General features: G+C 58.9%; 20 protein-coding genes and 1 tRNA gene. 11 read left to right on the forward strand and 10 right to left on the reverse strand.

Going from position 1 to position 26,755, the window contains the following annotated elements:
* Positions 1-236: 236 nt before the first annotated feature.
* On the reverse strand, positions 237-1,916 hold the full coding sequence (locus K8W16_RS02415; protein WP_304120841.1) for a ribonuclease J: 1,680 nt from the start codon (positions 1,914-1,916) through the stop codon (positions 237-239).
* A 123-nt stretch (positions 1,917-2,039) separates the two neighbouring features.
* On the opposite strand from K8W16_RS02415, the gene K8W16_RS02420 reads away from it, so the two are divergent.
* The 3 genes from K8W16_RS02420 (at position 2,040) to K8W16_RS02430 (ending at position 4,466) form a co-directional block, all read left to right on the forward strand.
* On the forward strand, positions 2,040-2,609 hold the full coding sequence (locus K8W16_RS02420; protein ID WP_304120843.1) for a manganese efflux pump MntP family protein: 570 nt from the start codon (positions 2,040-2,042) through the stop codon (positions 2,607-2,609).
* A gap of 88 nt (positions 2,610-2,697) precedes the next feature.
* The gene (locus tag K8W16_RS02425; RefSeq protein ID WP_304120844.1) at positions 2,698-3,549 is read left to right on the forward strand and encodes a dihydroorotate dehydrogenase electron transfer subunit; all 852 of its coding nucleotides are present in this window, start codon (positions 2,698-2,700) and stop codon (positions 3,547-3,549) included.
* On the forward strand, positions 3,549-4,466 hold the full coding sequence (locus K8W16_RS02430; RefSeq protein WP_304120845.1) for a dihydroorotate dehydrogenase: 918 nt from the start codon (positions 3,549-3,551) through the stop codon (positions 4,464-4,466). Before K8W16_RS02425 ends, K8W16_RS02430 begins: the two co-directional genes overlap by 1 nt.
* Before the next feature lie 88 nt (positions 4,467-4,554).
* Here the strand turns inward: K8W16_RS02430 and alr are convergent, their stop codons facing one another.
* On the reverse strand, positions 4,555-5,667 hold the full coding sequence (alr, locus tag K8W16_RS02435) for an alanine racemase (protein WP_304120847.1): 1,113 nt from the start codon (positions 5,665-5,667) through the stop codon (positions 4,555-4,557).
* A gap of 190 nt (positions 5,668-5,857) precedes the next feature.
* Between alr and K8W16_RS02440 the strand changes: the two genes are divergently transcribed.
* The 6 genes from K8W16_RS02440 to K8W16_RS02465 all read left to right on the forward strand — a co-directional run bounded on the left by K8W16_RS02440 (position 5,858) and on the right by K8W16_RS02465 (position 14,076).
* On the forward strand, positions 5,858-8,203 hold the full coding sequence (locus tag K8W16_RS02440) for an LPS-assembly protein LptD (protein WP_304120848.1): 2,346 nt from the start codon (positions 5,858-5,860) through the stop codon (positions 8,201-8,203).
* A gap of 7 nt (positions 8,204-8,210) precedes the next feature.
* Positions 8,211-9,731, forward strand: a complete 1,521-nt coding sequence (locus K8W16_RS02445) for a YifB family Mg chelatase-like AAA ATPase (protein WP_304120850.1) — start codon at positions 8,211-8,213, stop codon at positions 9,729-9,731.
* A complete protein-coding gene (gene lnt, locus K8W16_RS02450) occupies positions 9,728-11,440 on the forward strand; it encodes an apolipoprotein N-acyltransferase (protein WP_304120852.1) in 1,713 nt (570 codons plus the stop codon). Before K8W16_RS02445 ends, lnt begins: the two co-directional genes overlap by 4 nt.
* Before the next feature lie 25 nt (positions 11,441-11,465).
* A protein-coding gene (gene prfB, locus K8W16_RS02455; RefSeq protein ID WP_304120854.1) for a peptide chain release factor 2 occupies positions 11,466-12,579 on the forward strand; the annotation gives its coding sequence in 2 pieces (ribosomal slippage) (positions 11,466-11,540 and positions 11,542-12,579; 1,113 coding nt in all).
* 143 nt (positions 12,580-12,722) lie between these two features.
* Positions 12,723-13,001, forward strand: coding sequence for an HU family DNA-binding protein (locus tag K8W16_RS02460; protein WP_077071715.1), 279 nt, complete (start codon positions 12,723-12,725; stop codon positions 12,999-13,001).
* A gap of 283 nt (positions 13,002-13,284) precedes the next feature.
* Positions 13,285-14,076, forward strand: coding sequence for an exodeoxyribonuclease III (locus K8W16_RS02465; RefSeq protein ID WP_304120857.1), 792 nt, complete (start codon positions 13,285-13,287; stop codon positions 14,074-14,076).
* Between the two features lie 160 nt (positions 14,077-14,236).
* Here the strand turns inward: K8W16_RS02465 and K8W16_RS02470 are convergent.
* Positions 14,237-14,312: transfer RNA gene (locus tag K8W16_RS02470), tRNA-His, on the reverse strand.
* A gap of 72 nt (positions 14,313-14,384) precedes the next feature.
* Between K8W16_RS02470 and murA the strand changes: the two genes are divergently transcribed.
* Complete coding sequence (gene murA, locus K8W16_RS02475) at positions 14,385-15,689, forward strand: UDP-N-acetylglucosamine 1-carboxyvinyltransferase (RefSeq protein WP_304120859.1); 1,305 nt, start codon at positions 14,385-14,387, stop codon at positions 15,687-15,689.
* A 51-nt stretch (positions 15,690-15,740) separates the two neighbouring features.
* On the forward strand, positions 15,741-18,458 hold the full coding sequence (locus tag K8W16_RS02480) for a ComEC/Rec2 family competence protein (protein WP_304120860.1): 2,718 nt from the start codon (positions 15,741-15,743) through the stop codon (positions 18,456-18,458).
* Between the two features lie 93 nt (positions 18,459-18,551).
* Here K8W16_RS02480 and K8W16_RS02485 read toward each other — a convergent pair whose 3' ends face one another.
* The 7 genes from K8W16_RS02485 to dsrO all read right to left on the reverse strand — a co-directional run.
* Positions 18,552-19,043, reverse strand: coding sequence for a HyaD/HybD family hydrogenase maturation endopeptidase (locus tag K8W16_RS02485; RefSeq protein ID WP_304120862.1), 492 nt, complete (start codon positions 19,041-19,043; stop codon positions 18,552-18,554).
* A gap of 436 nt (positions 19,044-19,479) precedes the next feature.
* Positions 19,480-21,159 carry a nickel-dependent hydrogenase large subunit gene (locus K8W16_RS02490; RefSeq protein ID WP_304120864.1) on the reverse strand — a complete coding sequence of 560 codons (1,680 nt, stop codon included), beginning with the start codon at positions 21,157-21,159 and terminating at the stop codon, positions 19,480-19,482.
* Between the two features lie 14 nt (positions 21,160-21,173).
* A complete protein-coding gene (locus K8W16_RS02495; RefSeq protein ID WP_304120866.1) occupies positions 21,174-22,124 on the reverse strand; it encodes a hydrogenase small subunit in 951 nt (316 codons plus the stop codon).
* A 410-nt stretch (positions 22,125-22,534) separates the two neighbouring features.
* Positions 22,535-23,563 carry a glycosyltransferase family 9 protein gene (locus K8W16_RS02500; RefSeq protein WP_304120868.1) on the reverse strand — a complete coding sequence of 343 codons (1,029 nt, stop codon included), beginning with the start codon at positions 23,561-23,563 and terminating at the stop codon, positions 22,535-22,537.
* Positions 23,564-24,167: 604 nt separating this feature from the next.
* Positions 24,168-24,794: a uracil phosphoribosyltransferase gene (upp, locus tag K8W16_RS02505; RefSeq protein ID WP_304120869.1), complete on the reverse strand. Its 627-nt coding sequence runs from the start codon at positions 24,792-24,794 to the stop codon at positions 24,168-24,170.
* A 373-nt stretch (positions 24,795-25,167) separates the two neighbouring features.
* Complete coding sequence (gene dsrP, locus K8W16_RS02510; RefSeq protein WP_304120871.1) at positions 25,168-26,346, reverse strand: sulfate reduction electron transfer complex DsrMKJOP subunit DsrP; 1,179 nt, start codon at positions 26,344-26,346, stop codon at positions 25,168-25,170.
* A gap of 9 nt (positions 26,347-26,355) precedes the next feature.
* The coding region (dsrO, locus tag K8W16_RS02515; protein WP_304120873.1) for a sulfate reduction electron transfer complex DsrMKJOP subunit DsrO at positions 26,356-26,755 on the reverse strand (400 nt) is incomplete at its 5' end.

A 26,755-nucleotide genomic window follows, 5' to 3' on the forward strand; every position in this document is an offset into this window, starting at 1 on the left:
GGCTGTGAGTCAAATTGCATGGGGGCTTGAACCGTTGAAAAAAAGAACGGGGCGCCGACCTGAGTAGTTCAGGCCGGCACCCTTAAGGCGCGAGCAAATCCTGACTTAAAAACTTGAATCTCAGAGGGAGATGCAACGCAACAGAAGAGCCATGCCCGGAGACACGGCTCTTTTGTACGGCAGAAGGAGGGGTTGGTCTTTCCAGACGGTTTTTCTCCGTGTCTCCCACAGTGGCTCTAGACCTGCGAGACTATGGGCACCACTATGGGATCCCTGCCCAGCACGTCGCGGAAGAAGCGGCGCAGGCTGGAGCGGATGCGGTCGGAAAGGCGGGATATGTCGTTGGGGTTCGTGGATTCGAGCTGGTCGAGCACCAGACACTTGGCATCTTCCAGAAGATGGCTGTACTGCTGTTCAAACACGAAGCCCCGGGAAATCATTTCCGGCCCGTGCAGGACCTCCCCCGTTTCCGCGGCAACGACGAGCACCACGGCCACCAGGCCTTCTCCTCCCAGAATGCGGCGTTCCTTGAGCACCATACGGCCCACGTCGCCCACGCCCTTGCCGTCCACCATGACGGATTCCACGGAAACCGGCTCTTCCATGCGTATGGCGCCGGTCGTGAAGGTGACGGGCTGCCCGTCTTCAATGATCTTGATATGGTCATGCGGGACGCCGCATTCCTCGGCCAGCCGGGCATGCAGGGCGAGATGACGGTACTCCCCGTGCACGGGGATGAAATATTCGGGTTTTGTGGTTTCGATGATGTTTTTAAGTTCTCCCCGACAGGCGTGGCCTGTGGCGTGCACGGTTCTTTCCGGGTTGTGATAGACCTCGGCGCCCAGGCGGTAAATCTGGTTGAGCACGCGCGACACGGCCCTGGCGTTGCCGGGAATGACGCGGGAGGACATGATGATGGTGTCGCCTTCATGCAGGGAAAGCTGGCGGTGTTCTCCCCGGGCGATACGGGCCAGTGCTGAAAGGGGTTCTCCCTGTGTGCCCGTGGCGAGCACCACGGTCTGCCCCGGGTCGAGTTCCGGGAAGCCTGCGGCTTCGGTGTAGACGTTTTCCGGCCGTTCCAGAAGGCCCAGCTCCACGGCCTTGTCGATGTTGGTGGAAAGGCTGCGCCCGCTCACCAGCACGGAACGGCGGTATTTTTTCGCCAGTTCCAGCACGGTACGTATACGGCGGATGTGGCTTGAGAAAAGCGCGATGATGATGCGTCCTTTCACTTCGGAGAAAATGGCGTCCAGGTCGTCCCGCACCTGCCTCTCCGGTAGGGAGTGGCCGGGGTTTTCCACATTGGTGGAGTCGGCGAGCAGAAGGCGTATACCTTTGTTTTCCCCTTCTTCGGAGAAGCGGGCGAAGTCGGAGAGGGGGTCGCAGGCTTCGTTGTCCAGAGGTGCAGGATCGAGCTTGATATCGCCGGTATGGAGCACTTTGCCCACGGGAGTTTCCACACCCAGGGCATAACACTGGGGGATGGAATGATGCACGGGAAGGAAGTGGAAGATAAGATTGCCCAGTGTGACCGTATCGTAGGACTGCATGGGCACAAGTTCCACCCTGTCCAGAAGTCCCTGTTCCTCCAGTTTGTGTTCCACAAGGGCGAGGGTGAAGGGCGAGCCGTAAATGCGTATGCCGCGCAGGCTCTTATACTGGAGCAGAAGCCAGGGCAGGGCGCCTATGTGGTCTTCATGGCCGTGGGTGAGCACGATGCCGAGCACCTTTTCCCCTTCGGTAAAGACGGATTCCAGCCTGGGAATGACGACATCCACGCCGAGCAGCGCGTCGTCGGGAAACATGAGGCCGCAATCCACCAGCACAACCCCCTGGTCGGTTTGCCATTTCTGGCAGTTCATGCCGATTTCGCCGTGTCCTCCCAGCGGGGTTATGGTCAGGTAAGGTTCAGACATGTTCGGAAAATCCTTTGATTCTTTAGGGTACTTTTTATCGTATCCCACTCCGCTTTTCAGCACAAGCTCTTGTGCCCGGGGGTCGGATCAGTATAATGCGTCAAACCCTGTTTCGGAGTAGATATGTCGTTTTTCGCCGTACTCGCCATCGCCCTCGCTCTGGCCATGGACGCCTTCGCCGTGTCCGTCTCCGCCTCGGCAACGCTTCCCGTCGTTACCTGGGGGCATTACTTCCGTTTGTCCTTCCATTTCGGCTTGTTTCAGTTTCTCATGCCCGTCGTAGGCTGGTTTCTGGGAGTGTCCGTCCACAGCTACATCGAGGCTTGGGATCACTGGATAGCATTTGCCCTGCTTTCCCTCGTAGGCGTCAATATGCTACGTGAGGCGCGGGCGGGCGAAGAGGAGCAGCACACAGGCGGCGACCCGTCGCGAGGGCTCCAGCTTGTCATGCTGGCCGTAGCCACCAGCGTGGACGCCCTGGCCGTGGGGCTTTCCTTCGCCATGATCAACCTTTCGGTGTTGTGGCCCGCAGCAGTCATAGGCCTTGTCTGCGCGGCAGTCACGGCTGCGGGGGTAAAGCTCGGCCGCATACTCGGCGCATCCAGCATACTCGGCAACAAGGCCTCTATCTTGGGAGGACTGGTACTTATCGGCATAGGCATAAAAATTCTGCATGAACACGGTGCGTTGTGAGGAATATTAAAAGGGCTGGGCGGCACAACGCCCTTGACTGGGAAGGGGATCGGATACATATAAAGGGAAAACACTTGCGGAGGCTCTCATGATTTCCCCTGTTCGCACAGAACTGACGGTAACGGACAATGTCCCCTTCGGCCAACCCGTGGCCGGACCTGCGGGAGTCTACCGTTTCTACGCGCTTACGCTGGAGCGCCCGGCCTGGAAAAGCTGGCGCCCCGGCCAGTTCATCATGTTGCGTCCCATGCAGGATAGCGAGGGCTCCACCTGGGCGCGCCCGCTTTCCATCTGCCGGGTGACTTCGCAGAGCCTCGTGCTGTTTTTCCGTGTCCTCGGCCCGGGGACGGACCGGCTTTCCCGCCTGAAAAGCGGCGACAGGGTGGTGGTATGGGGCCCTCTCGGCACCAGCTTTGAGATGCGGCCCGACACTCCGACGCTGCTTCTTGCCCGCGGCGTGGGTATCGCTCCCTTTGCCGGTTATGCCGACGTGCATCCCGCACCTGCGAGCCTGTTCATGCTTTTCGGGCACGGTCTGCCCAGCAATAACTACCCTACCGATGCCATGGCCGCACGCATGGAAATGGAAAACATGCGTGACCGTACCCCCGGGGAGCTTGAACAGTTTCACAAGGTTGTAAGGGAAAAGATGATGGAGTACAAGGAACACGGGGGAATGTGTCTGGCCTGCGGCCCCATGCCGTTTCTGAAGCGTGTATGGGAGCGTGCCATGGAGCTGGAACTGCCCACGCAGCTTTCTCTGGAAGAGCGCATGGCCTGCGGCACCGGCGCCTGCCTCGGCTGTACCACCATCACGTCCAAGCACTGGCCCGACCCCGTCCGGGCGGGACTTCCCGTGCAGACCTGCACCAGCGGACCGGTCTTCTGGGCATCCGATATTGACCTTCATGCAGTCCTGCCGGGAGAAAGGAGCGTATGATGGATTTTCGCGTATCTCTTGCCGAAGGACGTCTTGACCTGAAAAATCCCGTTCTGAGCGCATCCGGTACTTTCGGAAGCGGTTTGGAATACCGCCCTTACGGTGATATCACGCAGCTTGGGGGCATCATCACCAACGGGCTTACGCTCCGCCCCTGCGCGGGTGCGCCCATGCCTCGTGTGGCGGAAACTCCCTCGGGCATGCTGAACGCTGTGGGGACGCAAAACGACGGTGCGGCTCATTTTGTGAGCGCAGTGCTGCCGGAGCTGCCTTGGCAGGACGTGCCGATCATCCCCAACCTGAACGCCTCCAATGTGGATGAGTTTGCGGAGCTGGCCTCCATACTGGCTTCGGAACGGGGGGTGGCGGCTCTGGAAGTAAACCTTTCCTGCCGCAACGATCACCGCGGCGGACAGCGTTTCTGTCAGAACCCGGTGACGGCCGCGCGCGCCGTGAACTCCGTGAAGCGTGCTGCAGGCAACAAACCTGTTATTGCCAAGCTTTCCCCGCAGATCATGGACATTGTAGAGGTGGCAAGAGCCGTGGAGGCAGCCGGGGCCGATATCATTTCCTGTATCGGCACCATCCAGGGCATGGCTGTGGATATCACAACGCGCCGTCCCATGCTGGGGAATGTGGTCGGCGGATTGTCCGGACCGGCGGTAAAGCCCGTGGCGCTGCATTGCGTGTGGCAGATAGCGAAAGTTGTCCAGGTACCCATCATCGGCGTGGGCGGAATACGTTCCGCACGCGACGTTCTGGAATTTCTTCTGGTGGGTGCCCATGCCGTGGCCGTAGGTACGGCAAACTTCAGCGATCCGGGAACCATTTTCCGCATCATCCGCGAACTTCCTGCCCTGTGTGAGGAAATGGGTATCGAGGATCTGGAAAGCTTCCGCGGCTCTCTTGACGCTTAGCAGAGTTTTTCCGTAAAAGCCCCTCTTTCTCTGCGGGAGAGGGGCTTTTCCTTGGGCATACCGTCATTGCAGAACGAAGGGGAAATCGTCACTCTGTTTTATTTTTTCCTAGCAGGCAGGTTACTTCATAGGGAATAGTACCCCACCAGTCGGCGATTTCCTGTGCGGAAACGGCATTGCCCGGACCACCCAGCACATAGGCTCTGTCGCCCGGGGAGGGGGGGGCGGGAAGCTCCGTGAGATCCACGCAGGTCATCTGCATGGCTACTCGGCCGATGACGGGCACGCGGGTGCCGTTGATACACATGCAGGTTCCGGGAGCGGGGTTGCGGCGGTACCCGTCGGCATAACCTATGGCCACCCAGCCCACCAGACGTTCCGAATCCGCCTTGTAGGTGCGGCCGTAGCCCAGGCTTTCCCCTTTATGAAGAGGATGGACGCTGAGGATGGGGGCGGATACCTCCATCACGGGCAGAAGATTTCCGCAGATGCCTTCCTTTTCCGTTCCGTGCAGAGGGTCGTAGCCGTAGAGGGCTATGCCGGGGCGGCATATATCTTCGCTGTCCGTGACCAGCGTAGCCAGTCCGGCGGTATTGCCGAGAGAGCAGCGCATGTCGGGAAAGCTCCGGTGCATGATGGCCGCCGCGCTATAAAAGAGTTCACACTGACCGGCCGTATATGCGTCTTCGTCGGGATCATCGGCCACGGAGAGGTGGGAAATCTGGACAACAGGACGGATATTCTCGGCTCCCGCAAGAAATCCGGCTACCTTTTCCATGGCACTTAAAGGGAACCCCAGGCGACCCATGCCGGTATCCACCTTGACGGCTATATCCAGGATCTGACGGCGGCCCTGCATGGCCTCTTTTACGGCGAGCAGCCCTTCCTTGCTGTGAATGAGCGGGACAAGGCCCTTTTCCAGGGCAAGCGCCACGTCCTCTTCCTCGGGGACAGGGCAGAGCAGGGAAACGATGTGGCCGGAAAAGCCGTTTTCCCTTATGAGGGCCGCTTCCTTGAGCGTGCCTGCGGCGGCCCAGGTTATGCCCAGTTTTTCCAGTTCCAAGGCTGCCCTTGCCACTCCGTGCCCGTAGGCGTCGGCCTTGATGACGGGCATCAAGGTGTGGCCTTTTTGCATCAATACACTGATATTATGGCGGAAATTTTCCCAATTGATATGTACGCGGCAGGAAGGTTCTTTCATGGCAAAGCTCCCGTTCTCCATGGAGACATTCGGCGTTAAGCCCTGTCCGGGGGCTTTTTTTCGCACGATTTGTATGTTATGGAACATCTAGTTCTGGCCGGGACTTCCGGCCATGTGTCCGGCGGCCGTCTTTTGTTGCACTCTTTTGCCTCTACCGCCTCTTCTTCTGTCTTGCAACCCGGAAAATGCCGTGTTCTTTCCTTTTTCTCCCTCCAATTTTGTGTCACGTCTGTTTCTGGCCGTATGTGCGGCGCTGTTGTGCCTTTCTTCCTCTGCGGCAGCGGCGGAGGGGCAGAAGTCTCTGACCACGCGCGGTGAGCTCCCCTGGACCCTCAACGCCGACAAGCTCGTCAGTCTGGAAGACGGCGTGATCGTGGAGGCCACGGGCAGCGTGCTTCTCCAGCGCGGCGAAGACTACATGAAGGCCGATTTTGCGAGGTACTACACCACCACCAACTGGATTTTTGTGCAGGGCCATGTGGAGGCACGCATGGGCCGGGACATGCTGAACGCCGCGGAGGCGGAGTTCGACCTCACGTCCCGTACCGGCTGGCTTAAAGACGGCTCCATTTTCATTGCCGGGCCTCACATGTACGTCACGGGCGAAAAGGTGGATAAGCTTTTCGGCGACCGGTACCTTTTTAAAAATGCCAAAGTCACGGCCTGCGACGGCGATGTTCCCGCCTGGTCCCTGGCCGCGGAGCAGGCCGAGATAGAAATCGACGGCTATGCCAAGCTTTCCCACACCACCTTGAATATTCTCGACATGCCTCTGGTGGGATCTCCCTTTCTGGTGCTGCCTGCCAAAACTACACGTCAGTCCGGCCTGCTCATGCCGGACTTCGGCTACAGCAGCCTGAACGGTGCGTTTTTTTCCGTGCCCTATTTTCAGGTGATCGACGAAAGCCGTGACCTGACCTTCTATTCCACCTACATGAGCAGGGCCGGCTTCATGCCCGGCATTGAATACCGTTCCCATACCCGCGATCAGGACAAGACCTGGCTGGCTTTCGACTTTTTGTACGATAAGCACAAGTTCAGCACGGAAAAGGGCGACCGCATCAACGATACCGACGGCAAGGTGAATACCAACGAGGAGCGCTTCTGGCTGCGCGGCATGGGCGACGGCTTCGTGGGCGACTCCGGCTGGCGTTACCGCTACAATCTGGACTATGTGTCCGACCAGAACTTCCTGCGCCAGTTCCGCGACATGCGTACCGGCTTCAACCACAGCCGCGACGCCCTTTATGACATGTTCGGCCGTGACCTTCAGGAAGTGGACAAGAACCGCGTGAGCGAGGGCTTCGTGTACCGCGACTGGGATCGCTTCATGGTCTCCCTGGGCTTCCGCTACGAACAGATTCCCTATCTGGGGCACGGCAACACCCCTCACAGCGAGGATACCACGGTGCAGCGTATCCCCCTGAACCTTTACCTGTTCAAGGGCCGCATGCTGGAAGAACTGCCTCTGGAACTTCAGGGCGAAGTGTCGAGCGCCTATGAGTATCGCGCCAAGGGCATACGCGGCCTGCGCACGGAGATACACCCCGAGCTCAGCCTTCCCGTCAATCTTCCCGGGGCTTCCATGCTTCTGACGGGCGGCATACGCCAGACCTATTACAACAGCACGCACACCGAGCTTGTGGACAGTCAGCGCTGGACTCGCGGAGGAGGCACCAAGGACCGCTTCATTCCCGATATGAGTGCAGAACTTTTCACACAGGCTTCCCGCGTGTGGGAAATGCCGGAAAACCACCTGGAGGCCACGGCCGAGAACGTGGGCAGGACGAGCTGGACAGGCCTGCGCCACAGGGTGCAGCCCCGCCTGACCTATGCGTGGACGCCGGAGAAGGATCAGTCCGAGAATCCCATCTTTGAGGAAATGGACCGCATCAAGCCTTCGCAGAGGCTGAGGCTTTCCTTTACCAATATACTTACGGCCCGGCGCGAGACAGTTTCGGGCGCCAAGGGAAATTACAAAACAGGCACGAGCTATTTTGACCCCGTGCGCTGGGAGATAGCCACCGGTTACGACATTGACGAGGCGGAGCGCACCAAATACCGCAACCTGTACGGCCGCAGGCCCTGGATGGATGCCTATTCCTATCTGGAACTCAGGCCGGTGAACTGGCTGAGCCTGTGGAACCGCCTCTATGTATCCATGTACGGAGAGGGGATAACCCGCAGCGATACCGGGGCTACTCTGTCCAATGCCCGCTGGGGTTCATGGAGCGTGTCGTACAGCACCCGCGACAAGTATTACAATTATCTTGATGAGATGAAGCGCGACAATTTGAGCGACATGCGCTTCACTTCGCCGCAGCGCCTGCTGACCAATACTTTTACCTTCCGTCCATGGAGCAATATATCCCTTTACTACCGTACGCAAGACAATATTGAAACCGGCAAGAACTATGAGCGCCATTTCGCCATAGGTTATTATCATCAGTGCTTCCACCTCATCGGTTCCATACAAAACAAGGCCAGGGACAATTCCTATCGGGTCATCCTTGAACTGCCCGGCCTGAATTTCTGAGGTCGCCATGGTGGTAAAGCTTGCCTGCGGCGCGATTCTGGGGGTGGATGCCTTCCGTGTCGATCTGGAGGTGGATTTCAGCCGGCAGGGTATGCCTTCGTTCGTGATGGTGGGGCTTGCCGAGGGCGCGGTGCGCGAATCGCGCGAGCGCGTGATGAAGGCGCTTCAGAATTCCGGCTTCCGCCTTCCTGCCGGGCGCATCACGGTCAACCTCGCTCCGGCGGATCGGCGCAAGGAAGGTTCCGCCTACGATCTGCCGCTGGCCCTCGGGCTTCTGGCCGCTGCGGGCATGCTTCCGGCAGACGCGCTGAAAGGCTGGTTCTTTGCTGCGGAGCTTTCCCTGGACGGATGTCTCAAGCCAGTGCCGGGCGTGCTTCCTCTGGCCGTTCTGGCAAGGGAGGAGGCGGCGCGCGGTGTCATAGTCGCTCCTGACAACGGTATTGAAGCCGCTATTGCCGACGGGCTGGACGTGTTCGCGCCGCGTACGCTGGGGGAAGCCGCCGCTTTTCTGGCCGGAAGGGCCCAGCTTTCCCCCGTGGAGCCTGCGCCCATGGCGGCGGGGGAGGAGCGCTTTTTTGACCTTGCAGAAGTGAAGGGTCAGGAGAGGGCCAAGCGTGCCATGGAAGTGGCGGCTGCGGGCGCGCACAATCTTTTGTTCATCGGTCCTCCCGGAAGCGGGAAGACCATGCTGGCCCGGCGCATGAGCGGCATACTTCCGCCGCTTTCCCTGGAAGAAGCCCTGGAAGTGACGAAGATCTACAGCGTGGCCCGTATGCTGGACGGGCGCGGCCTTGTGACCAGCCGTCCTTTTCGAGCGCCGCATCACAGCGATTCCAGCGTGTCCATCATAGGCGGCGGAGTGCCCCCGCATCCCGGAGAGGTGAGTCTCGCCCACAGGGGCGTGCTTTTTCTCGATGAGCTTCCCGAGTTTCATCGGCAGGCGTTGGAAGTACTCAGGCAGCCGCTGGAGCAGGGCACGGTGTTTATTTCCCGGTCCACCTATGCCGTTTCCTATCCTGCGGACTTCATGCTGCTTGCAGCCATGAACCCCTGTCCCTGCGGCTACAGCACCGATCCGCGCCATGAATGTACCTGTTCCGCCCAGGCAGTGGCCCGTTACCGGGCGAAGCTTTCCGGCCCGCTGCTGGATCGTATAGATCTGCATGTGGAGGTGCCCGCCGTTTCCTATGCGGAAATCCGTGCGGAGCGCTCCGGCCCCACGTCGGCCGAGGTCAGGGAGAAAGTCATCCGCGCACGGGAGGTACAGTCGGCAAGGTACAGGGGCACAGGATGCCGTACCAATGCCGACCTGTCGGGCTGCATGTTGGAGGAGCATTGCCGCCTGGAGAGTGCGGAGCAGGAATTTCTCGGCCGCGCCGTAGATGCGCTGGCCCTTTCCGCCCGGGCCTACACCCGCATATTGCGGGTATCGAGAACCATCGCCGATCTTGAAGGCTCGGCAAAAATCACGCTTGCGCATCTTGCCGAAGCTATCAGCTGCCGTGTGCTGGACAGAGGGCAGATATGATGTTTTCCAAGCTTTCCTGCGCGGTCCTTGTGAGCTGCGCATCCCTGGGGCTTTTTCTGGGAACGCCCAATCCCTTTTTCCATGTGCCCGGGGCGATGCTTGTCTATCCCGCCTGCCTTTTTCTGGCGTCGAGAAGCCGCGCGCCGTTTCGCCTGGGCTGGTGTACCGGTATTCCCGGCGCCGCGGCTGCTCTGTACTGGATAGCTGTGGCCGCCCATAAATACGGCGGTTTTCCATGGCTTCTGGCTGCGCCCTGTTCCATACTCCTCGGCGCGTATGTGGCTTTATGGGGAGGCTTGTTCTGCCTTGGGGCATCAAGGCTTTCCGTGCTTTCCCCGTGGCGGAAAAGTGTTGCTCTCGGGCTGTTGTGGTTTCTTCTGGAATGGACAAGGGGCTGGTTCTGTACCGGATTTTCCTGGCTGACCCTCTCTTCCGGCCTAGCGGCATGGCCTGTTCTTCTTCAGCCTTTGAGCCTGGTAGGGGAGTACGGCTATTCGGGGCTCCTGGCTGCCATGACGTTCCTGCTCTGTGAAGGAGCGCTTCTTTGCGGAGGGGGAAAAAGGCGCAACGGGGCGGTTTTCTTTACAGGGGGAGCATGTATTGCCGCGGCCATAGTTGCTTTCGGGGCTTGGAGGCTTTCCGCCATGCCGGAGAAGCTGGCCGTTGAAGGCGTGCCCGTCACTGCGACGCTGGTGCAGGGGAGCGTGCGGCAGGATGTGAAATGGTCGCCCGAGTACCAGAAGTATACGCTGGAACATTACATGCGCCTCAGCGTGGAGGGCGTGCGCGCCGACGTGGACGGTCTTGCCGGAAGCGGAAGAGGGCCGGAACGCGGAGAACTTGCCGCCTCCATGGGGCTTTCCCTGGGGAAAAAGCCGGACGATACGCTTTCTCCCGCGCTGCCCGACTTCCTCCTCTGGCCGGAAACAGCCATGCCCTTTGCCTATCCCGGCTCTCCTCTTGCCGGGGAACTGCGCGCTTTCACGAGGGAACTCGGTATTCCCCTTCTTTTCGGTGCTCCGGGTGTGGAAAAGCGGACGGGATCTGTCACGGAGCTTTTCAACCGTGCCTTTCTGCTGCTGCCGGAAGGGGACGCGGGGCATTACGACAAGGAGCATCTCGTGCCTTTCGGCGAGTATCTGCCCCCTGTTCTCGACTGGAAGATATTTGAGCCGTTGCTTCAGGGACTCGGGGGCTTTACGGCGGGAGGGGGGGATCACCTCTTTTCTCTGGAGCTTGAGGGGCGGGGAAGAGTGGACATGGGGATGCTCATCTGCTATGAGGCGATCTTCCCGGAGCTTTCCCGCAGGCGTGTGGCGGGCGGTGCAGCGCTTCTCCTGAACATCAGTAACGACGCCTGGTATGACTATACCTCCGCGCCCATGCAGCATCTTCAGCTTGCCCTCATGCGGGCGGTGGAGCAGGGGCGCTATGTGCTGAGGGCTACCAACAGCGGAATCACGGCCCTGCTCGATCCCCTGGGGGGGATACATGCCATGGGGTCGGGGAAGGACGGCTACGCCCTTTTTAAGCCCGGGACACTCACAGGCACAGCCCTTGCCTTGCAGAGCCATACGCCGTATTTTTATCTTCATCCGTGGCTGCCCGGTCTCGCTCTGGCGTTTTTCCTCGCGCTGTCTTTCCCCGCCCTGCGATGCGGAAGGAAAAGAGGGACGCTTTGTGCCCGTTGGCCTGCCTGTACAGATTGAACATACCATACAAAAGGATACCGTTATGCTTCAGTTGGCTGAACTGCGTTCCCGCTGCCATGCCCTTGCCGAACAGTTCAATTCCCTCTGGGGGCGTCTTTGACCTGCCCACGCGGGAGGCGCGCCTTCAGGAAATAGAACATATCATCTCCAGCCCCGAAGCCTGGGCCGATCAGGAAAAGATGACCCCCGTACTCCGGGAAAAGAGCCGCCTGGAGGCGGAAGTCGCCCGTTTCCGCGAGCTTCAGGCAAGCTATGAGGAAATGGAGGAGTGGCTCGGCTTTGTCTCCGAGGGTGAGGAAGAAGCTCTGGAGACTCTGAACGAACAGGCCGACATTCTGGAGAAACTTCTCACGGAAACGGAAATGACCGTGCTGCTCAGCGGCGAGGCCGACCACATGGACGCCCTTCTGGACATTCATCCCGGAGCGGGCGGCACGGAAGCCCAGGACTGGGCGGAAATGCTGGAACGCATGTACCTGCGCTGGGCCGAAAGTCATCAGATCAAGGCGGAAATCGTGGACTTCCTGCCCGGGGAAGAAGCGGGCATCAAGGCCGTGACCATCCGTATGCAGGGTGAGAACGCCTACGGCCTGCTTCAGGGGGAAAAAGGTATTCACCGCCTCATCCGCATTTCTCCCTACGACGCTTCCGGCAGGCGGCATACCTCCTTCGCTTCGGTGGACCTTATTCCCGACGCGGGGGAGATTTCCAATATCGAAATCAAGGAAAGCGACCTGCGCATCGACGTATACCGGGCTTCGGGTGCGGGCGGCCAGCATGTCAATAAAACAGAGTCTGCCGTGCGCATCACGCATATTCCTACTGGTATCGTGGCCCAGTGCCAGAACGAGCGCTCACAGCAGAGTAATCGTGAAAGCGCCATGCGTGTGCTGAAAGCGCGTCTTTACGCCTATGAACAGAGCAAGCGCGACGCCGCGCGTCAGGCCGACTATGCGGGGAAGGACGCCATAGCCTTCGGCAGTCAGATACGCACCTATACGCTGCAGCCGTATCGTCTGGTCAAGGATCACCGCACGGGCTGCGAATGTGGGGACGTAGATGCCGTGTTGAACGGCCGTATCGACACTTTCCTGCGAGATTACCTTCTTTACCGACACGAGCACAGCCGCGGATAGGCGTTTTTCCTTGCAAGGCAACGGATTTAGGGTTATAGAAAACTGGCTTGCCATGATGGAGTTCCCCGGGGGCATCCCCAGCATCATAATCCTTCTCCCTGCCGGTGCGCCCCGGCAGGTCAATACCGTATGACGGAGATGTCATGAATAAGAGCGAACTTATCAAGAATCTCGCCGAACAGTCCAACGTGTCCCTGGATGAAGCTACCCTTGTGGTCAATACTTTTGTCGACTGCATGAAGGAGGCTCTTCTGGCCGGGGATCGTGTGGAGATTCGCGGTTTCGGCAGCTTCAAGGTTAAAGAATACGGCTCCTATGCAGGGCGCAACCCCCGCACGGGCGACCGTGTGGAAGTCAGCCCCAAGCGCCTTCCTTTCTTCCGCGCCGGTAAGGAACTCAAGGAATACCTCAATAACGACTAGCCCCTCAGATTACGGCTGCGGCCGTGCTCTTGGCCTTTGACGGCATTTTTTCGCAGGCAGGGCGCAAGCTCCCATGGGGAGGCAAAAGAGCCGGAAGGGCGCTTTGTCCGTTTCCTGCGGGTGAGCTTAGGCAAGACATTTCCAGGCGCACTACGCGCATGAAAGAAGGCAGATTTTTCGCCTGCCTTCTTTCATGTCGGGCATTCTGCGGACAAGAGACCTTTTTTCTTGAGATTGAGGACATTGTCGCGTAGATTCAGCCGAACGGAAAAAGGACGGAACTATGTCACTCATGCGTTTTGTATCGTGGAACGTCAACGGTTTTCGTGCCGTCAGTAAAAAGCCCGACTGGGAGTGGTTTTCCCGGACGCAGGCCGACGTGATTTCTCTTCAGGAGACCAAGGCCTCCCCGGATCAGATTCCCGCATCCCAGCGCGAGCCGGAAGGATGGAATTCGTGGTGGTCTTCCTCCACGGTGAAGAAGGGCTATTCCGGCGTGGCCGTGTTCAGCCGCAGGCAGCCCATACGGGTGGAGCATGAACTGCCGGACACGGATTATCATGGGGAAGGGCGTGTGCTTCATCTGGAATTTCCTGAGCTGCATTTTTTCAACATCTACTTCCCCAACGGCGGGGAAGAGCTGGAAAAGGGCGTATTCAGGCGTGTTCCGTACAAGATGGGCTTTTTCAACGCCTTTATGGACTATGCGGAAGAGCTTCGGGAAGACAAGCCCATCGTAGTGTGCGGGGACTTCAATATTTCCCATCGGGAAATCGACCTGGCGAGGCCGAAGGAAAACGTGTTCAATACCGGATTTCTGCCGGAAGAGCGCGCCTGGATGGATCGCTTCGTGGAGCTTGGTTATGTGGATACCTTCCGCCATGTGCATGGCGATGTGGAAGGCGCATACAGCTGGTGGTCATACAAGACGCGCGCACGTGAGCGCAATATCGGGTGGCGGTTGGATTATTTTTTTGTTTCCGCCGAGCTGCGGAATCATATTCGCGACGCATGGATAGAAAACGACGTGTACGGTTCCGACCATTGTCCTGTGGGGCTGGCGCTGGAATTGTAAGAACGGGGCGGTGTATGCCGCCTCTGCCGGGAAAAGGGCGGCGGGAAACTCCCGCCTTTTTTACGCGGAGCGGTCTGTTCTGAGGACGGAAGGAAGATGGAGAGGGAAACGGGCGGAATGTCGGATATAAAAAAAGCCCCGATAATATCGGGGCAAAATATGGGGCGAATAACAGGGTTTGAACCTGCGACCCCCTGGGCCACAACCAGGTGCTCTGCCAACTGAGCTATATTCGCCGTGCAGAAAGAGTAATTATTCGATTGCAGAGGAATAGTCAAGCTTTTTTTGCAATCTTTCGGAGGACGAGATTGGACAGTTTTCTCATACAGGGCGGTGTGCCGCTCAGGGGCGTCATGGAAGTCAGCGGATCCAAGAATGCCGCACTGCCCGTCATCATGGCGTCCATTGCCGTGAATGACAAGGTAACCTATACCAACGTGCCTGATTTACGGGATATTCATACCACCATAAAGCTGCTCAACATGCTGGGGCGCGAAGCCTCGCTGGAGAACGGTGTGGCCACCCTGGAACATGGTGTGCTGGGATTGAAGAACGGCGTGGTGACGGTGAAGAACGGCGAGCTGGGCATGGAGGCCCCGTATGAGCTTGTAAAGACCATGCGCGCTTCCGTACTCTGCCTTGGACCCCTGCTGGCCCGCCGGGGAGAAGCCAGGGTCTCTCTGCCCGGAGGCTGCGCCATAGGTGCGCGCCCTGTAGATCAGCATTTGTCCGCCCTGGAGAAGATGGGCGCAGTGTTCGATCTGGAGAGCGGCTACATACACGGACGCTGCCCCGGAGGGCTGAAGGGCGCTCATATACGCTTTGATTTTCCCACCGTGGGAGGCACGGAAAATGTCCTCATGGCATCCTGTCTCGCTAAGGGGGAAACCGTGCTGGAGAACGTGGCGAGAGAGCCGGAAATCGTGGATCTGGCCAGCTTCCTGATCAGCTGCGGCGCGCGCATCGAAGGGCAGGGCAGCAATGTGATACGCGTGCAGGGTGTGGAAAAACTGCACGGATGTACCTACGCTATCATGCCCGACCGCATAGAGGCCGGCACGTTCCTCATTGCAGCCGGTGTGACGGGTGGGGAGCTTTTGCTGAAAAACTGCCCTCTGGGAGATATGGACGCCGTGGTGGAGAAATTGCGCGAGGCCGGCATGAGCATAGAGGAGACGCCGGAAGGCGTGCTGGCCCGCGTGGGTGCAGAAGGGCTCAGGGGCGTGGATATCAGCACGAGGCCGCACCCCGGCTTCCCCACAGACATGCAGGCCCAGTTCATGGTACTTCTGTGCTGCGCCCAGGGATCCGGCCTTGTGGAGGAGAATATTTTTGAAAACCGCTTCATGCATGTGCAGGAACTGGTGCGCATGGGGGCGGATATCCATGTGCGCGGCTCTTCCGCCATGGTACGCGGCGGCCGCAGGCTGACGGGCGCTCCTGTCATGGCTTCCGATTTGCGGGCAGGCGCGGCGCTTGTGCTGGCAGCTCTCGCCGCCGAAGGGGAAACCAGGGTGCAGCGCATCTATCATGTGGACAGGGGATATGAGCATCTCGCGGAAAAACTTTCCGCCGTGGGTGCACGCATCTGCCGCGTGAAGGAGCCGGACTGACCGTTTTCCTTCCGACATGGCCTTCGCTGTGCCGGAAGGCTCTTCAGTGCCATGATGCATCTTCCGCCGCTTCTTTTCCGCCAGAGGCTTTTTCTGGCAGTACTGGCAGGATCCGTTTCCCTGCGCGATGCCGTTTTGGGTATTGCGTTTTTCAGCCTCCTTCTTGTAGTTCCGCGTAGAGAGCGGGCGGTGCGCTACGGTCTGCTTGCGGCGGCCTTTTGTCTTGGCTTCTGCATCACTTTTCTGGCACAGCCCGAGGCTCCGGATTGTCCGTCATGGGCCTCCGTTCCGGGAAAGAGCGTAGTGGCCGAAGGGCGTGTCGCCTCTGTGACGGGGCTTCCCGGCGGCAGAGTACGGGTACTTCTGGAAGGGCTGCATCCAGTGAAGGAGCTTCCGGCCCTGCCGGAGGCGGCGGAAAAGGCGATGCGCAAGGCTCTGGAACGCAAGGTTGCCATGCCTGCACCTGGCGGTAAGGACTATCCCGGGGAAGTATTTGAAGACAGTGCATCGCCGGTGCCCGGCCTTGTGAGCCTGACGCTCGATACCGTGTGTCTTGAACATGTCGGGCGTCCGGTTCCCGGGCAGAGTCTGCGTGCGCTCATGAGGATTTACCCCGTGAGCGGCAGCGTGAACCCGGGAAGTTCCGGTATTGCCGGATACTGGGCGGATCGCGACGTCTGGCACAACGCCCGCCTGAACAGGAGCCGATATATTCCCGTCTTTCTGGAGCTTGAGGAAGGGGAGGGCTGGATATACCGGGCAGAGCTTCTTCGAGAACGCTGGCGCGGCGTGCTGCTCAGAGCTCTTGCCGACTCCCCGGAAGAAAAGGACAATTTTCCGGAGAAGGAAGCTGACCGGCCGGACGGCCCGGCCCCGCTTTTTTCTCAGGGACGGGCCATGCTGGCGGCTCTTCTTTTCGGCGACCGATCTCTTCTTGCTCCGGAAACTGTGGATGTTTTCACCCGGGCCGGGCTGGTCCATTCCCTGGCCTTGTCGGGTCAGCATCTCGCACTCGCGGCCATGGTGGGTACGGTCCTGATCTTTCTGCTCTCCCATACCTTTCACGGCCTTTTTCTTGTCCGCCCGCGGCGAGTGCTCGTGGTTTCGGCCGGGATTCCCTTCGCCCTGGCCTATCTTTTTCTGGGAGGCGCGCCTTTTTCGCTTCTCCGTGCCTCGTTCATGATGCTGGCAGCCGCGTTCTTTCTGTGCCTGCGCCGTTCCGCCGCTCCCTTGGACGCTCTTTTTGCTGCCGCTCTGCTGCTGTTTCTCTTCCACCCTCTGGTGGCCTTCGACCTTTCCGCTCAGCTTTCCGTGCTGGCCGTGTCGGGCATACTGCTGATCATGCCGCTTAGTGCCGCGCTGCAGAAGCGTTTCCCCTCGCGTCCCCAGGGAAGGGGGAAAGCTCCCTTTTCTCTGCCGCGCCGCGTCGTACATGGCGTGATACGTTGGGCGGGAATCATGCTCCTGTTATCTTCTGCGGCGCAGGCGGCGGTACTGCCGGTGCTTGTTTCCGTGTTCGGCGTGGTGAGTATCCATGTCTGGGCTAATCTTCTCTGGCTGCCCTTGCTCACCTTCATCACTTTGCCGTGCGCAGCCTTGGGGCTGGTGTTTCTTGTCGTTTTCGGCGAACAGCCTCTTTCCTCCCTGCTTTTCGAGCTTGCCGCCTTTCCTGCCGATACCGTACTGGATTTTCTGTTTTTTCTTAAGGATTACGGCTGGCTGCCCTTTCTCCAGTGCCCGCGTCCTTCTTCCCTGAGCAGCCTCGGTTATGGAGCCGTTCTCGTGGGCTTGGCTCTCGCCGCGCAGGATGCGCTTTGCGGAAAGAAGGCCGGGGCGGCGGCAAAAAGGCTTCTTGTCGCGGGCGTGTTTCTCATACCTGCCGGACAGGTTCCGGTATGGGTGGACGATATGCTTGCCCGGCATGAGGAACGTGTCACGCTTACCCTTTTTGATGTGGGGCAGGGACAGGCGGTTCTTCTTGAGTATCCGGGAGGCCGTGTGCTGGTGGATGGAGGCGGAAGCAACTCACCGTTTTTTGATGTCGGGCGCAGTATTCTGGCTCCGGAGCTGACTATCGGAAGGTTTCCCCGCTTGGATGCGGTGTTCGTCAGCCATGGAGATGTGGATCATACCCGGGGCCTGCGCTGGATACTGGAGCATTTTGATGTAGGTTCCCTTTACTGGTCGTCCTTTTCCGCCGAGTCCGATGACGCGGAGGTGCTTGCCCTGCGCGAGACGGCTCTCAGGAGGGGGATTCCTGAAAAGGTTCTTTTCCGGGGCGATGTGTTGACGCTTAGCCGGGGCTTATGCCTTGAAGTGCTCTGGCCGGACATGAGAGAACTGACTACTCTGCACCGGAAAAAGAAACCTACCGACAACGAGGCTTCCCTTGCTCTGCGTCTGACACGGAACGGGAAAGGGCTGGCTTTTCTCTGCGGCGATATGACGACGCTTTCTCTGCGCAGGCTGGTGGAGACGGAGCAGAACCTTCGTTCAGAGGTGCTGGTGCTTCCCCATCATGGTGCGGCGTCCAGCTTTCAGACAAAGTTTTATGATGCCGTACGTCCCGATATGGCGCTCTGTTCCGCAGCCGCCTTTCATCATTTCGGTTTTCCCAGCCGGAAGGTGCGGGACGAGATGGAGCGTCGGAATATTCCGCTCAAGAGTACCACCGAACTTGGCGGAATCCGCGTGAGGTGGACGAAGCAGGGCGGCATGGAAATCATTCCAAGCTGTGAAGTTCACGAAAAAAGCCGGAGCCTGCCATGAAAAGGATTTCAGGTACACGGCAGAAGGGGAAGGAACATTTTTCCGCATAGTCCGTGAGAAAGGTGTCTTTTTCTAGCTTGGGATAAAGGGGCTTTACTCTTGTTTCACGCGACTCTGGATACTCAGGCCCAGGCTGCGCAGTTCTTCCACAAGGTGTGTTGCCAAGCCGGGGAGGGCCTGTTCGCACACGGGGGAAAGTCCTACGGTCATGGTGTGGTAATCGGAAGGCTCCATACCGAAGACTATGCCTTCCGGTCTGTGTCCGAGTATGTCGCAATAGATGAGCGTATCCACAAGGTCGGTTTGATGGAGGGAGTCACGGAAGCTCACGCTTTTTCGCAGGTCGTTGTCCGTAAGGCGGTACACGCTGCCCGGGGCGCCTCCGCAGAGCACGGCGTCGAGAACATAGACGCGGTCGCAGGATAAAAGTGCGTCCATGAGGCCTATGCCCAGAGTGCCGCCGTCGACAAGCGTGATCTGTTCGGGAAAGGTATAATGTTCGCGCAGCCATTCCAGAGCGCGTACGCCTATGCCTTCGTCGGTGAACAGAATATTGCCTACGCCGAGAATCAGAATGCGTTCCATAGTGTTTCCATGGTCGGAAGGTCGGGGTGGAAGGAAAGGGGCGGTTTTGGGGCGGATGCCTTTTGCCGTGATGCCGGTTCCCAGGTGACGTTACCCGGAATGTGGAGAGCGTTCAACATCATTGTCTTGTACGCTGCCGCAAGGCACGGGGCCTATATATGTCAGCTGCCGGCAGAGCCGTCTTTTTCCGGCCCGGCGGCAGAAGAGCGGGGCAGGGCTGACCATGAAGGACAGGGCGCTGCTATCCGGGAGTAGTGCGCTTCCCCGCCCTGGTGTTCGGATAAAGAGTGTTTTGTCGGCTTTTGAAAAGGACTGCCTGAGGTGACGGCGGGGTCGGGCTCTTGCCGCCTTTCAAAAACAGACCGAAGAAGCGGGGAACGCCGCTTCTTCGGTCTGTTGGAAAGGTAGTCGGGAAGCCGGGCTTCCCGGGAAGAGCTTACAGTACCTTGAAATCGTAAGCCTGGTTGGTGCGGCCGTCGATAACATGCACGCCGCAGGCAATGCACGGGTCGAAAGAGTGAACGGTGCGCAGGATTTCCACCGGACGCTTGGGATCGGCCACAGGAGTGCCTACAAGAGCGGCTTCCACGGCGGAGAGCTTGCCTTCGGCGCAGCGCGGGCCGAGGTTCCAGGTGGAAGGCACCACAAGCTGGAAGTTGGCGATTTTACCCTTTTCAATCACAATCCAGTGCGAGAGGCCGCCGCGCGGCGCATGAACAAAGCCCGCGCCTTCGGCGTTCTGGGGAACCTGGGTGTTGATGCAGATTTTTTCGTCGCCCTTGGCGATGTTGTCTTCCAGTTCCTGAAGCCATTCGCCCACGCCGTTGGCCACCACCACGGCTTCCACGCCGCGTGCGGCGGTACGGCCCAGGGTGGAGAACAGCGCTTCAGGCCCCACGTTCAGGGCCTTGAGTACGGTGTTCACCGTGGAGGTAACAAGCTTGTCTCCCTGAGCGTAGGAAATAAGCATCTGGGCCAGAGGGCCGGTTTCCACGGCATGGCCGTCGTAGCGAGGAGCCTTCATCCAGGAATACCGATCCGTATCGCCCATCTTGGTGAACTTGGGTTCCGTCACGCCCTGATAGGGAACATGCGCCTCTTCACCTTCATACCAGCTGTGGCGGACGTGCTCGGAAATCTTCGAAGGATCGAAGGGCAGGGGGTTGGACAGGTCGCGGTTGAAGATGACACCGGGCTTGAGATAGCGGGTAGTGAGGTCGCGTTCCTTGCCCGGGAATTCGCCGAAATCCATGTAGTCGGAGACGCCGCCGCCGATGGCGGCCCAGTCTTTGTAGGCGCCGGCCACGAGCAGGAGGTCGGGAATATAGACCTGTTCCACGAAGGCACGGGCTTTCTGATAGAGAGCCTTGAACTGGGCTATGGTGTCGGGCCTGAGGGCGTTGTAGCAGGTAACACCGCCTGCAATGAGGAATTGCGGGTGCGGGTTTTTCGCACCGAAAACGGCCGTGGCGCGGGCGATTTCCACCTGGACGCGCAGGGCTTCCAGATAGTGGGCGGTGGCCACGAGGTTAGCCTCGGGATCCAGATAATAGGAAGGATGCCCGCCCAGGAAGTAGGCGTTGGTGAAGGGGCCGAGCTGGCCGCTTTCCACCAGGGCCTTCACCTTGGCCTGCACGGCGCGCAGATCTTCTTCACTGGTGGGACGCGGGGAAATGGAGGCGTTCAGCTTGGCGGCCTTGGCCGGGTCGGCCTGAAGGGCCGCGGCCACGTCCACAAAATCCAGTGCGTGCAGGTGATAGAAGTGCACCACATGGTCGTGCAGGTTCTGCATGCCCAGCACCAGGTTGCGGATCAGCGAGGCATTACGGGGGATTTCGATCTGCATGGCGTCTTCCAGAGCACGTGTGGACGCCAGGGCATGGGTGTAGGTGCACACGCCGCAGGTGCGGGCGGTGAAGAACTGGGCATCGCGCGGGTCGCGGCCTTTGAGGATGGTTTCCAGCCCGCGGAACAGGGTGGAGCAGCTTCTCGCGTCTTTGACGCGCCCGTTTTCCACTTCCACCTCGATGCGGAGATGGCCCTCAATACGGGTCAGCGGGTCCACCACGATGGGACCGGTATAGGAACTCTGAGGAGTGGTTTTTGCTTCGCTCATGGTGGCATTACTCGCTAGTTTTCAAAGAAGGGGGTCATCTTGTCCCAGAAGTTCGGTTCGGAACAGCCGATGCAGGGATGTCCGGCGGCCACGGGCCAGTTCACGTCGTTGAACAGGGCCTTGGGGCAGTTGTTGTAGGTCATCGGGCCCTTGCAGCCGAGCTTGTAGAGGCACCAGCCCTTGCGCGCTTCTTCGGAATCGAAGGACGGAGCGAATTCCCCTGCCTCGAAGTGGGGCAGGCGTTCGCAGAGCTCATGTACAGTATGGCCGAAGAAGAGCTTGGGGCGGTTCAGCGAATCAAGCTCAAGCTTCATGCCGGCAAGCACTGCGGCGATGGTGCCTATGAGGTTCAGGGGATTGGGCGGGCAGCCGGGGACATTGACGGCCTTGACGCCGAGATCCGCGAAGCAGTCGTTCACGCCCTTGCAGCCTGAAGGATTGGGTGCAGCGGAAGGGATGCCGCCGAAGCAGGCACAGGTACCGTAGGAAATGACGGCCTTGGCGCCGGGCAGCACTTCCTTGTTGATGGCATACATGGTCCTGCCGCCGATGGTGCCGTAAAGCCCGTCCATGGCGGTGGGGATGGAGCCTTCCACGATGCACACATAACCGTTGGGATTCTTCATGGCCTGATGCAGTGCGTCTTCAGCAGCTTCACCGGCGGCGGCCATGATGGTTTCCTGATAGTCGAGGGAGATGGTGTCGAGGATGAGCTCGTCGAGATACGGTTTGCTGGAACGCAGAAGCGCTTCCGTGCAGCCCGTGCACTCCGCGTTGTGCAGATAGATGGCGGCAGGGCGCGCAGGGGACGTGAGAGCCTTTGCCAGGCGGGGAGCGAACGCGGGCCCCATGCCCATGGCGACAGCCACAGTGGAACAGAATTTCAAAAAGTCGCGGCGCGATACGCCCCGTTTTTCAAGGCGTTCTTCCGCGCCTTCTTTCCCCAGACCAATGGAGATTTGCATAAGGCCCTCCTGGCGCTGACATACAGGACTTGTCCGCGAAAGCTTCCATGGCGGCGGGAAGGTCGCGGCTTTTGCCGACAGTTCAGTAACGCAGAAAGTCATGCGCGGGCGCATGAGCTCTTCTGAGTTTCTGAAACTCTAACATCACAGCAAGGGCAGGTCAACCAAAGAGAATCTTTTTTCTCAAGAAATGATAGAAAAATCACATGGTTCCATAGCTCACACGGCAACGCGCAAGTGCGGGAGATGACAGTCTTTTTCCGTTTTGTCCAGAGGGGCCGACAGGTGAAGGGCATATTTTCATGCTTTCCGGCAGAAGGTTTTTCTTTTTCCGCCCCGGACTGGCCTGGCAAGGCCGGGGCGGAGCATCTTCCGAGGTTCCGTGCGCCGAAGGTGAGCTTTTGCTGTTTTCAGGCAAGCATGTCCTCCAGCTCATCAAGCATGCGCTGCGGAGTAATGCCCATGATGCAGGCGTTCCCTTTGGGGCAGGAGCTCGAGCCGTGCAGCGAGCAGGGACGGCAGGGCATGGCAAGCTGTACTACACGATCCTTTTCGCCGGAAGGGAAGAAGCCCCATTCCCGGCAGGTGGGGCCGAACATGGCAAGCGCAGGAGTGCCTGTGGCGGTGGCAATGTGCATGGGGCCGGAATCCCCGGTGACGAGCACATCGGCCCCTGCCGTGAGCGCGCACAGCTCGCGCAGGCTTGTTTTATTGATGAAGCTGCAGGGCTGTTCCTCTTCGGGCAGGCCTTCCCCCTGGCCTACCCAGAAGTAGCTGATGTTTTGCTGTTTGAGCAGCGCGGCAAAGCGTATCCACACTTCCATGGGCCAGCTCTTGGCTTCATGGGTGGCGAAGGGGTGCAGCGCCACCAGGGAGCGGCCTTTCCCCCTGAGCGGTGCGAGAAGTTCCTCAACGCGTTTTTTTTCTTCTTCGGTGAGGAAGATGCAAGGCTTCAGCTCTGCGGCGGACGGGACCTCCTTCTTATCATAAAGCCCTATGGCGTAGCGCTGGGGCACATTGTAGCGGCGCAGCTCCTCCCCGAAGAATTTTCCCTTGCTCCACAGGAAAATGCGCCTTGCCAGCGACATTTTATTGTAGCAGATGATGGCGTCGCGCCAGATGCGAGCCAGCATGGCTGAGCGCAGGTTGCGGTGCAGATCGAGCAGCGGGGAATCACGGTATTTTTCCATGAGGCCGCGGAAATTCATGGCCTGCGCCTGGCCGTGCAGGTCGTTTTCATCAAAGCCTATGACGTTGTGCACCGCCGGGTGATGGGCAAACAGGGGTTCAAAATCCTCTTTGGTGATGACTGTGAACTTTGTGCCGTGCTTTTTATACCAGTCGAGAAGAACGCCCGTGGTAAGCACCACATCGCCCATGGAACTGAAGCGCACTGCCACCATGTGCCTGTTGCTGATACGGGAAGAGTAACGTGCCATGATACCTGCCTGTGGAGAAGTTACCTTGAGAGGCGTTGCCGAACCATGCATTGAGGCCTGCGGCCACGCGGGAAGCAGAAGGGCAAAGCCATTCGTATTTTTTGTATGTTCCCCGCAGAATCGCGTCAACAGCCTTTCTGCCCGGGGCGGCTCCATAAGGGCTTCCTTTGGCGTTTCCGGTTTGTGTATGGGGGCAGGGGAAAACGGCTCAGCCTCCTTTTTCGGAAAGGCGCCCTTAAAGGGAGGGCAGAACAGATGAGCCTGTTGCCGTGCGCGGGGCGGATATGTTTTTTTGAAAAGGGACGGCCTTACCGGAGGGGAGCAGAGTTATTCCGCTTCTTTGGTGGTATCGTGGGAGGCAGAACTATGCCCATCGACTCTGTGCCGGGAGGGGCAGCCATGTGTGAAGGATAGGGGCTCTTCCATCCTCATTCTTGGAAGAGTAAGGGAAACTGGCTGCGTTCTTCTTCCCAACCTGCGGAGAAGAGAGGCTGACCGGGGCGGGAGTACCGGGCATGACGACATGTTCCGAGTGGCGTTCCCCTTTTTCATAAAAAAGCCCGGGCGCAGAAGGCCCGGGTTGTCTTTCATATAGGGAAGGGAGTTATTTCGTGCCGAAAATACGGTCGCCCGCGTCGCCCAGGCCGGGAAGTATGTAGCCCTTGTCGTTGAGGCAGGAGTCCAGGGCTGCAATATAGATTTCCACATCAGGGTGTTTGTCGAGCACGGCTTTCACTCCTTCGGGAGCGGCCACAAGATTAAGGGAGCTGATATTGGTGCAACCGCTTTCCTTGAGTACGTCTATGGCAGCGATGAGGGAACCGCCCGTGGCCAGCATGGGATCGAGAATGAAGGCTACACGCTGATCAATGCGGCGGGCCAGCTTCTTGTAGTATTCCACCGGTTCCAGCGTTTCTTCGTTGCGGTACAGGCCGAGCACGCTGATCTTTGCGCCGGGTACCATGTCGAGCACACCTTCCATAAGTCCCAGCCCTGCGCGCAGTATGGGGACGATGGTGATCATTTTTCCTGCGAGATAGTCTACTTCCACCTGGCCGGCCCAGCCCTTGACCATCTTTTTTTCCGTGGGGAGGTTTTTGGTGGCTTCGTAGGTGAGCAGACGTGCGACTTCCTTGGCCAGCATGCGGAATTCGCTGGTGGAAGTGCTTTCCTTGCGGAGCAGGCCTAGTTTGTGCCGGATGAGGGGATGGTCGACGATATGAAGAGCCATGGCGAATATCCTTGTTTGAAAGAAACGCGGGATGCACAGAGGACACAACTATGTTGCCGTTATAGCCGGGGCTTTTCAAGGCGTCAAGGCGCGTCTTCCAAGCATCTCGCCGAGATGCTTCCATTTTCCGCATATGTTCCGCCATACGTTGAGCAGAAGGGGCCGTCGGGGGAGATGGTTCTCCGTCCGGTGCCGTAAGGTTTTTAGAGGGGAAAAGACGATGTGTATCGGCTGGGGAGTCCATAAGAGGCCGTGGATTTTGCTATGTATGCTTGAAGCAACGGGTAAGCGGGAAGGGACCGATATAAAAAGCCCGGGCGCTTTTGCGACCCGGGCTTTTTATCAGATTGCGCCGGAAGAACCGGTGGGAGGCCTATTCGGCAAGCTCGAAGGGCTCACCGCCTTCGCGTTTCATTTCCAGCGCGATTTTCCACAGCAGGGTAATGACCAGCGCGCCCACGGCGAAGATGCCGAGGCCGATGGAGACTTCCCAGAACGTGGGAGTGTAGACTTCGTAGGTCTCATAGGGAGTGGGGGAGAAGCCGCCGATGAGCAGGCCGAGGCCCTTGTCGATCCAGGAGGCTATGATGAGCATGACAAGTGCCCAGGGCAGGATCTTCATATTGTTGCGGTACTTGGGAATCGCCAGAAGGAAGATGCTGGCGAAAGCGAGCACTACGGCAAACCACATCCAGCCGTTCAGCCACACGCTGAGCCCTTCATGTCCGCAGAAGATAAACACGATGGGATGAGCGTGGCCGGGGATACCGCTGTAGAAGGCAGTGAACAGTTCCAGCACATAGAAGAACATGTTCAGGCCCATGGCGTAGGCGATGGTGATGGACAGGGACTTCACCACGGCCTTGCCGGGATCGAAGCCGGTGAGGCGCTTCAGAAGCAGCAGGGAGAGCAGCAGAATGGAGGGGCCTGCGCAGAAGGCGGAGGCCAGGAAGCGGGCGGCCATGATGGCGGAAAGCCAGTAATGGCGGCCGGGCAGGCCGGCGTACAGGAAGGCCGTGACGGTGTGGATGGAGAAAGCCCAGAAGATGGATATGACGACGAGCACCTTCACCCAGCGGGGCACGGCCACATGGCGGCTTTCATGTTCCAGCGAGGTCCAGCCGATGACCGCATTCAGGAGGAGATAGCCGCAGAGCACTGTGGCATCCCAGAACATGACGGAATTCGGCGTGGGGTGCAGGATGATGTTCAAGACGCGCTGCGGCTGGCCCATATCCACTACGATGAACAGCATGCACATGATCACCGCGCCGATGGCGAGAAATTCTGCAAACACGATAACGCGATGATACGGATGATAGTGGTGGAAAGTGGCGGGCAGCACCAGCATCACGGCCGCGGCGGCCACGCCCACCAGATAGGTGAACTGGGCAATGTAGAAGCCCCAAGACGTGTTGCGGGTAAGGCCGGTCATCTGCAGGCCGTAGATGAGCTGGAACACATAGACGATGAAGGCATAGCCTATAATGGCCAGCAGGAAGAGCAGCCACAGATAATATTTGGGAGAACCCTTGAGAACTTTTTCAACCATGGTTCCCTCCTAGATGATGTAATAGACGCCGGGATCGGTGCCCAGTTCGGGCTTGCGGCGAATACTGAAGTTCTTGGCGAGTACACGGCGGACGATGGAGTTCGGGTCATTGAGATCGCCGAACATGATGGCGCCGTTGGAAGCCTCGACACAGGCGGGCATGAGGCCCTTTTCCAGCCTTTCGGCACAGAAGGTGCACTTTTCCACTACGCCGCGCATACGGGTGGGATAGGCGGGATTCAGGTCCTTGATGAAGGGACGGGGATCCTGGAAGTTGAAGCTTCTGGAGCCGTAGGGGCAGGCGGCCATGCAGAAGCGGCAGCCCACGCAGCGGTGATAGTCGATGGCCACGAGGCCGTCACCGGTCTTGTAGGTGGCGCCGGCGGGGCAGACACGCACGCAGGAGGGA

The sequence above is a fragment of the Mailhella massiliensis genome (assembly GCF_020741395.1).
Lineage (GTDB): Bacteria > Desulfobacterota > Desulfovibrionia > Desulfovibrionales > Desulfovibrionaceae > Mailhella > Mailhella massiliensis_A.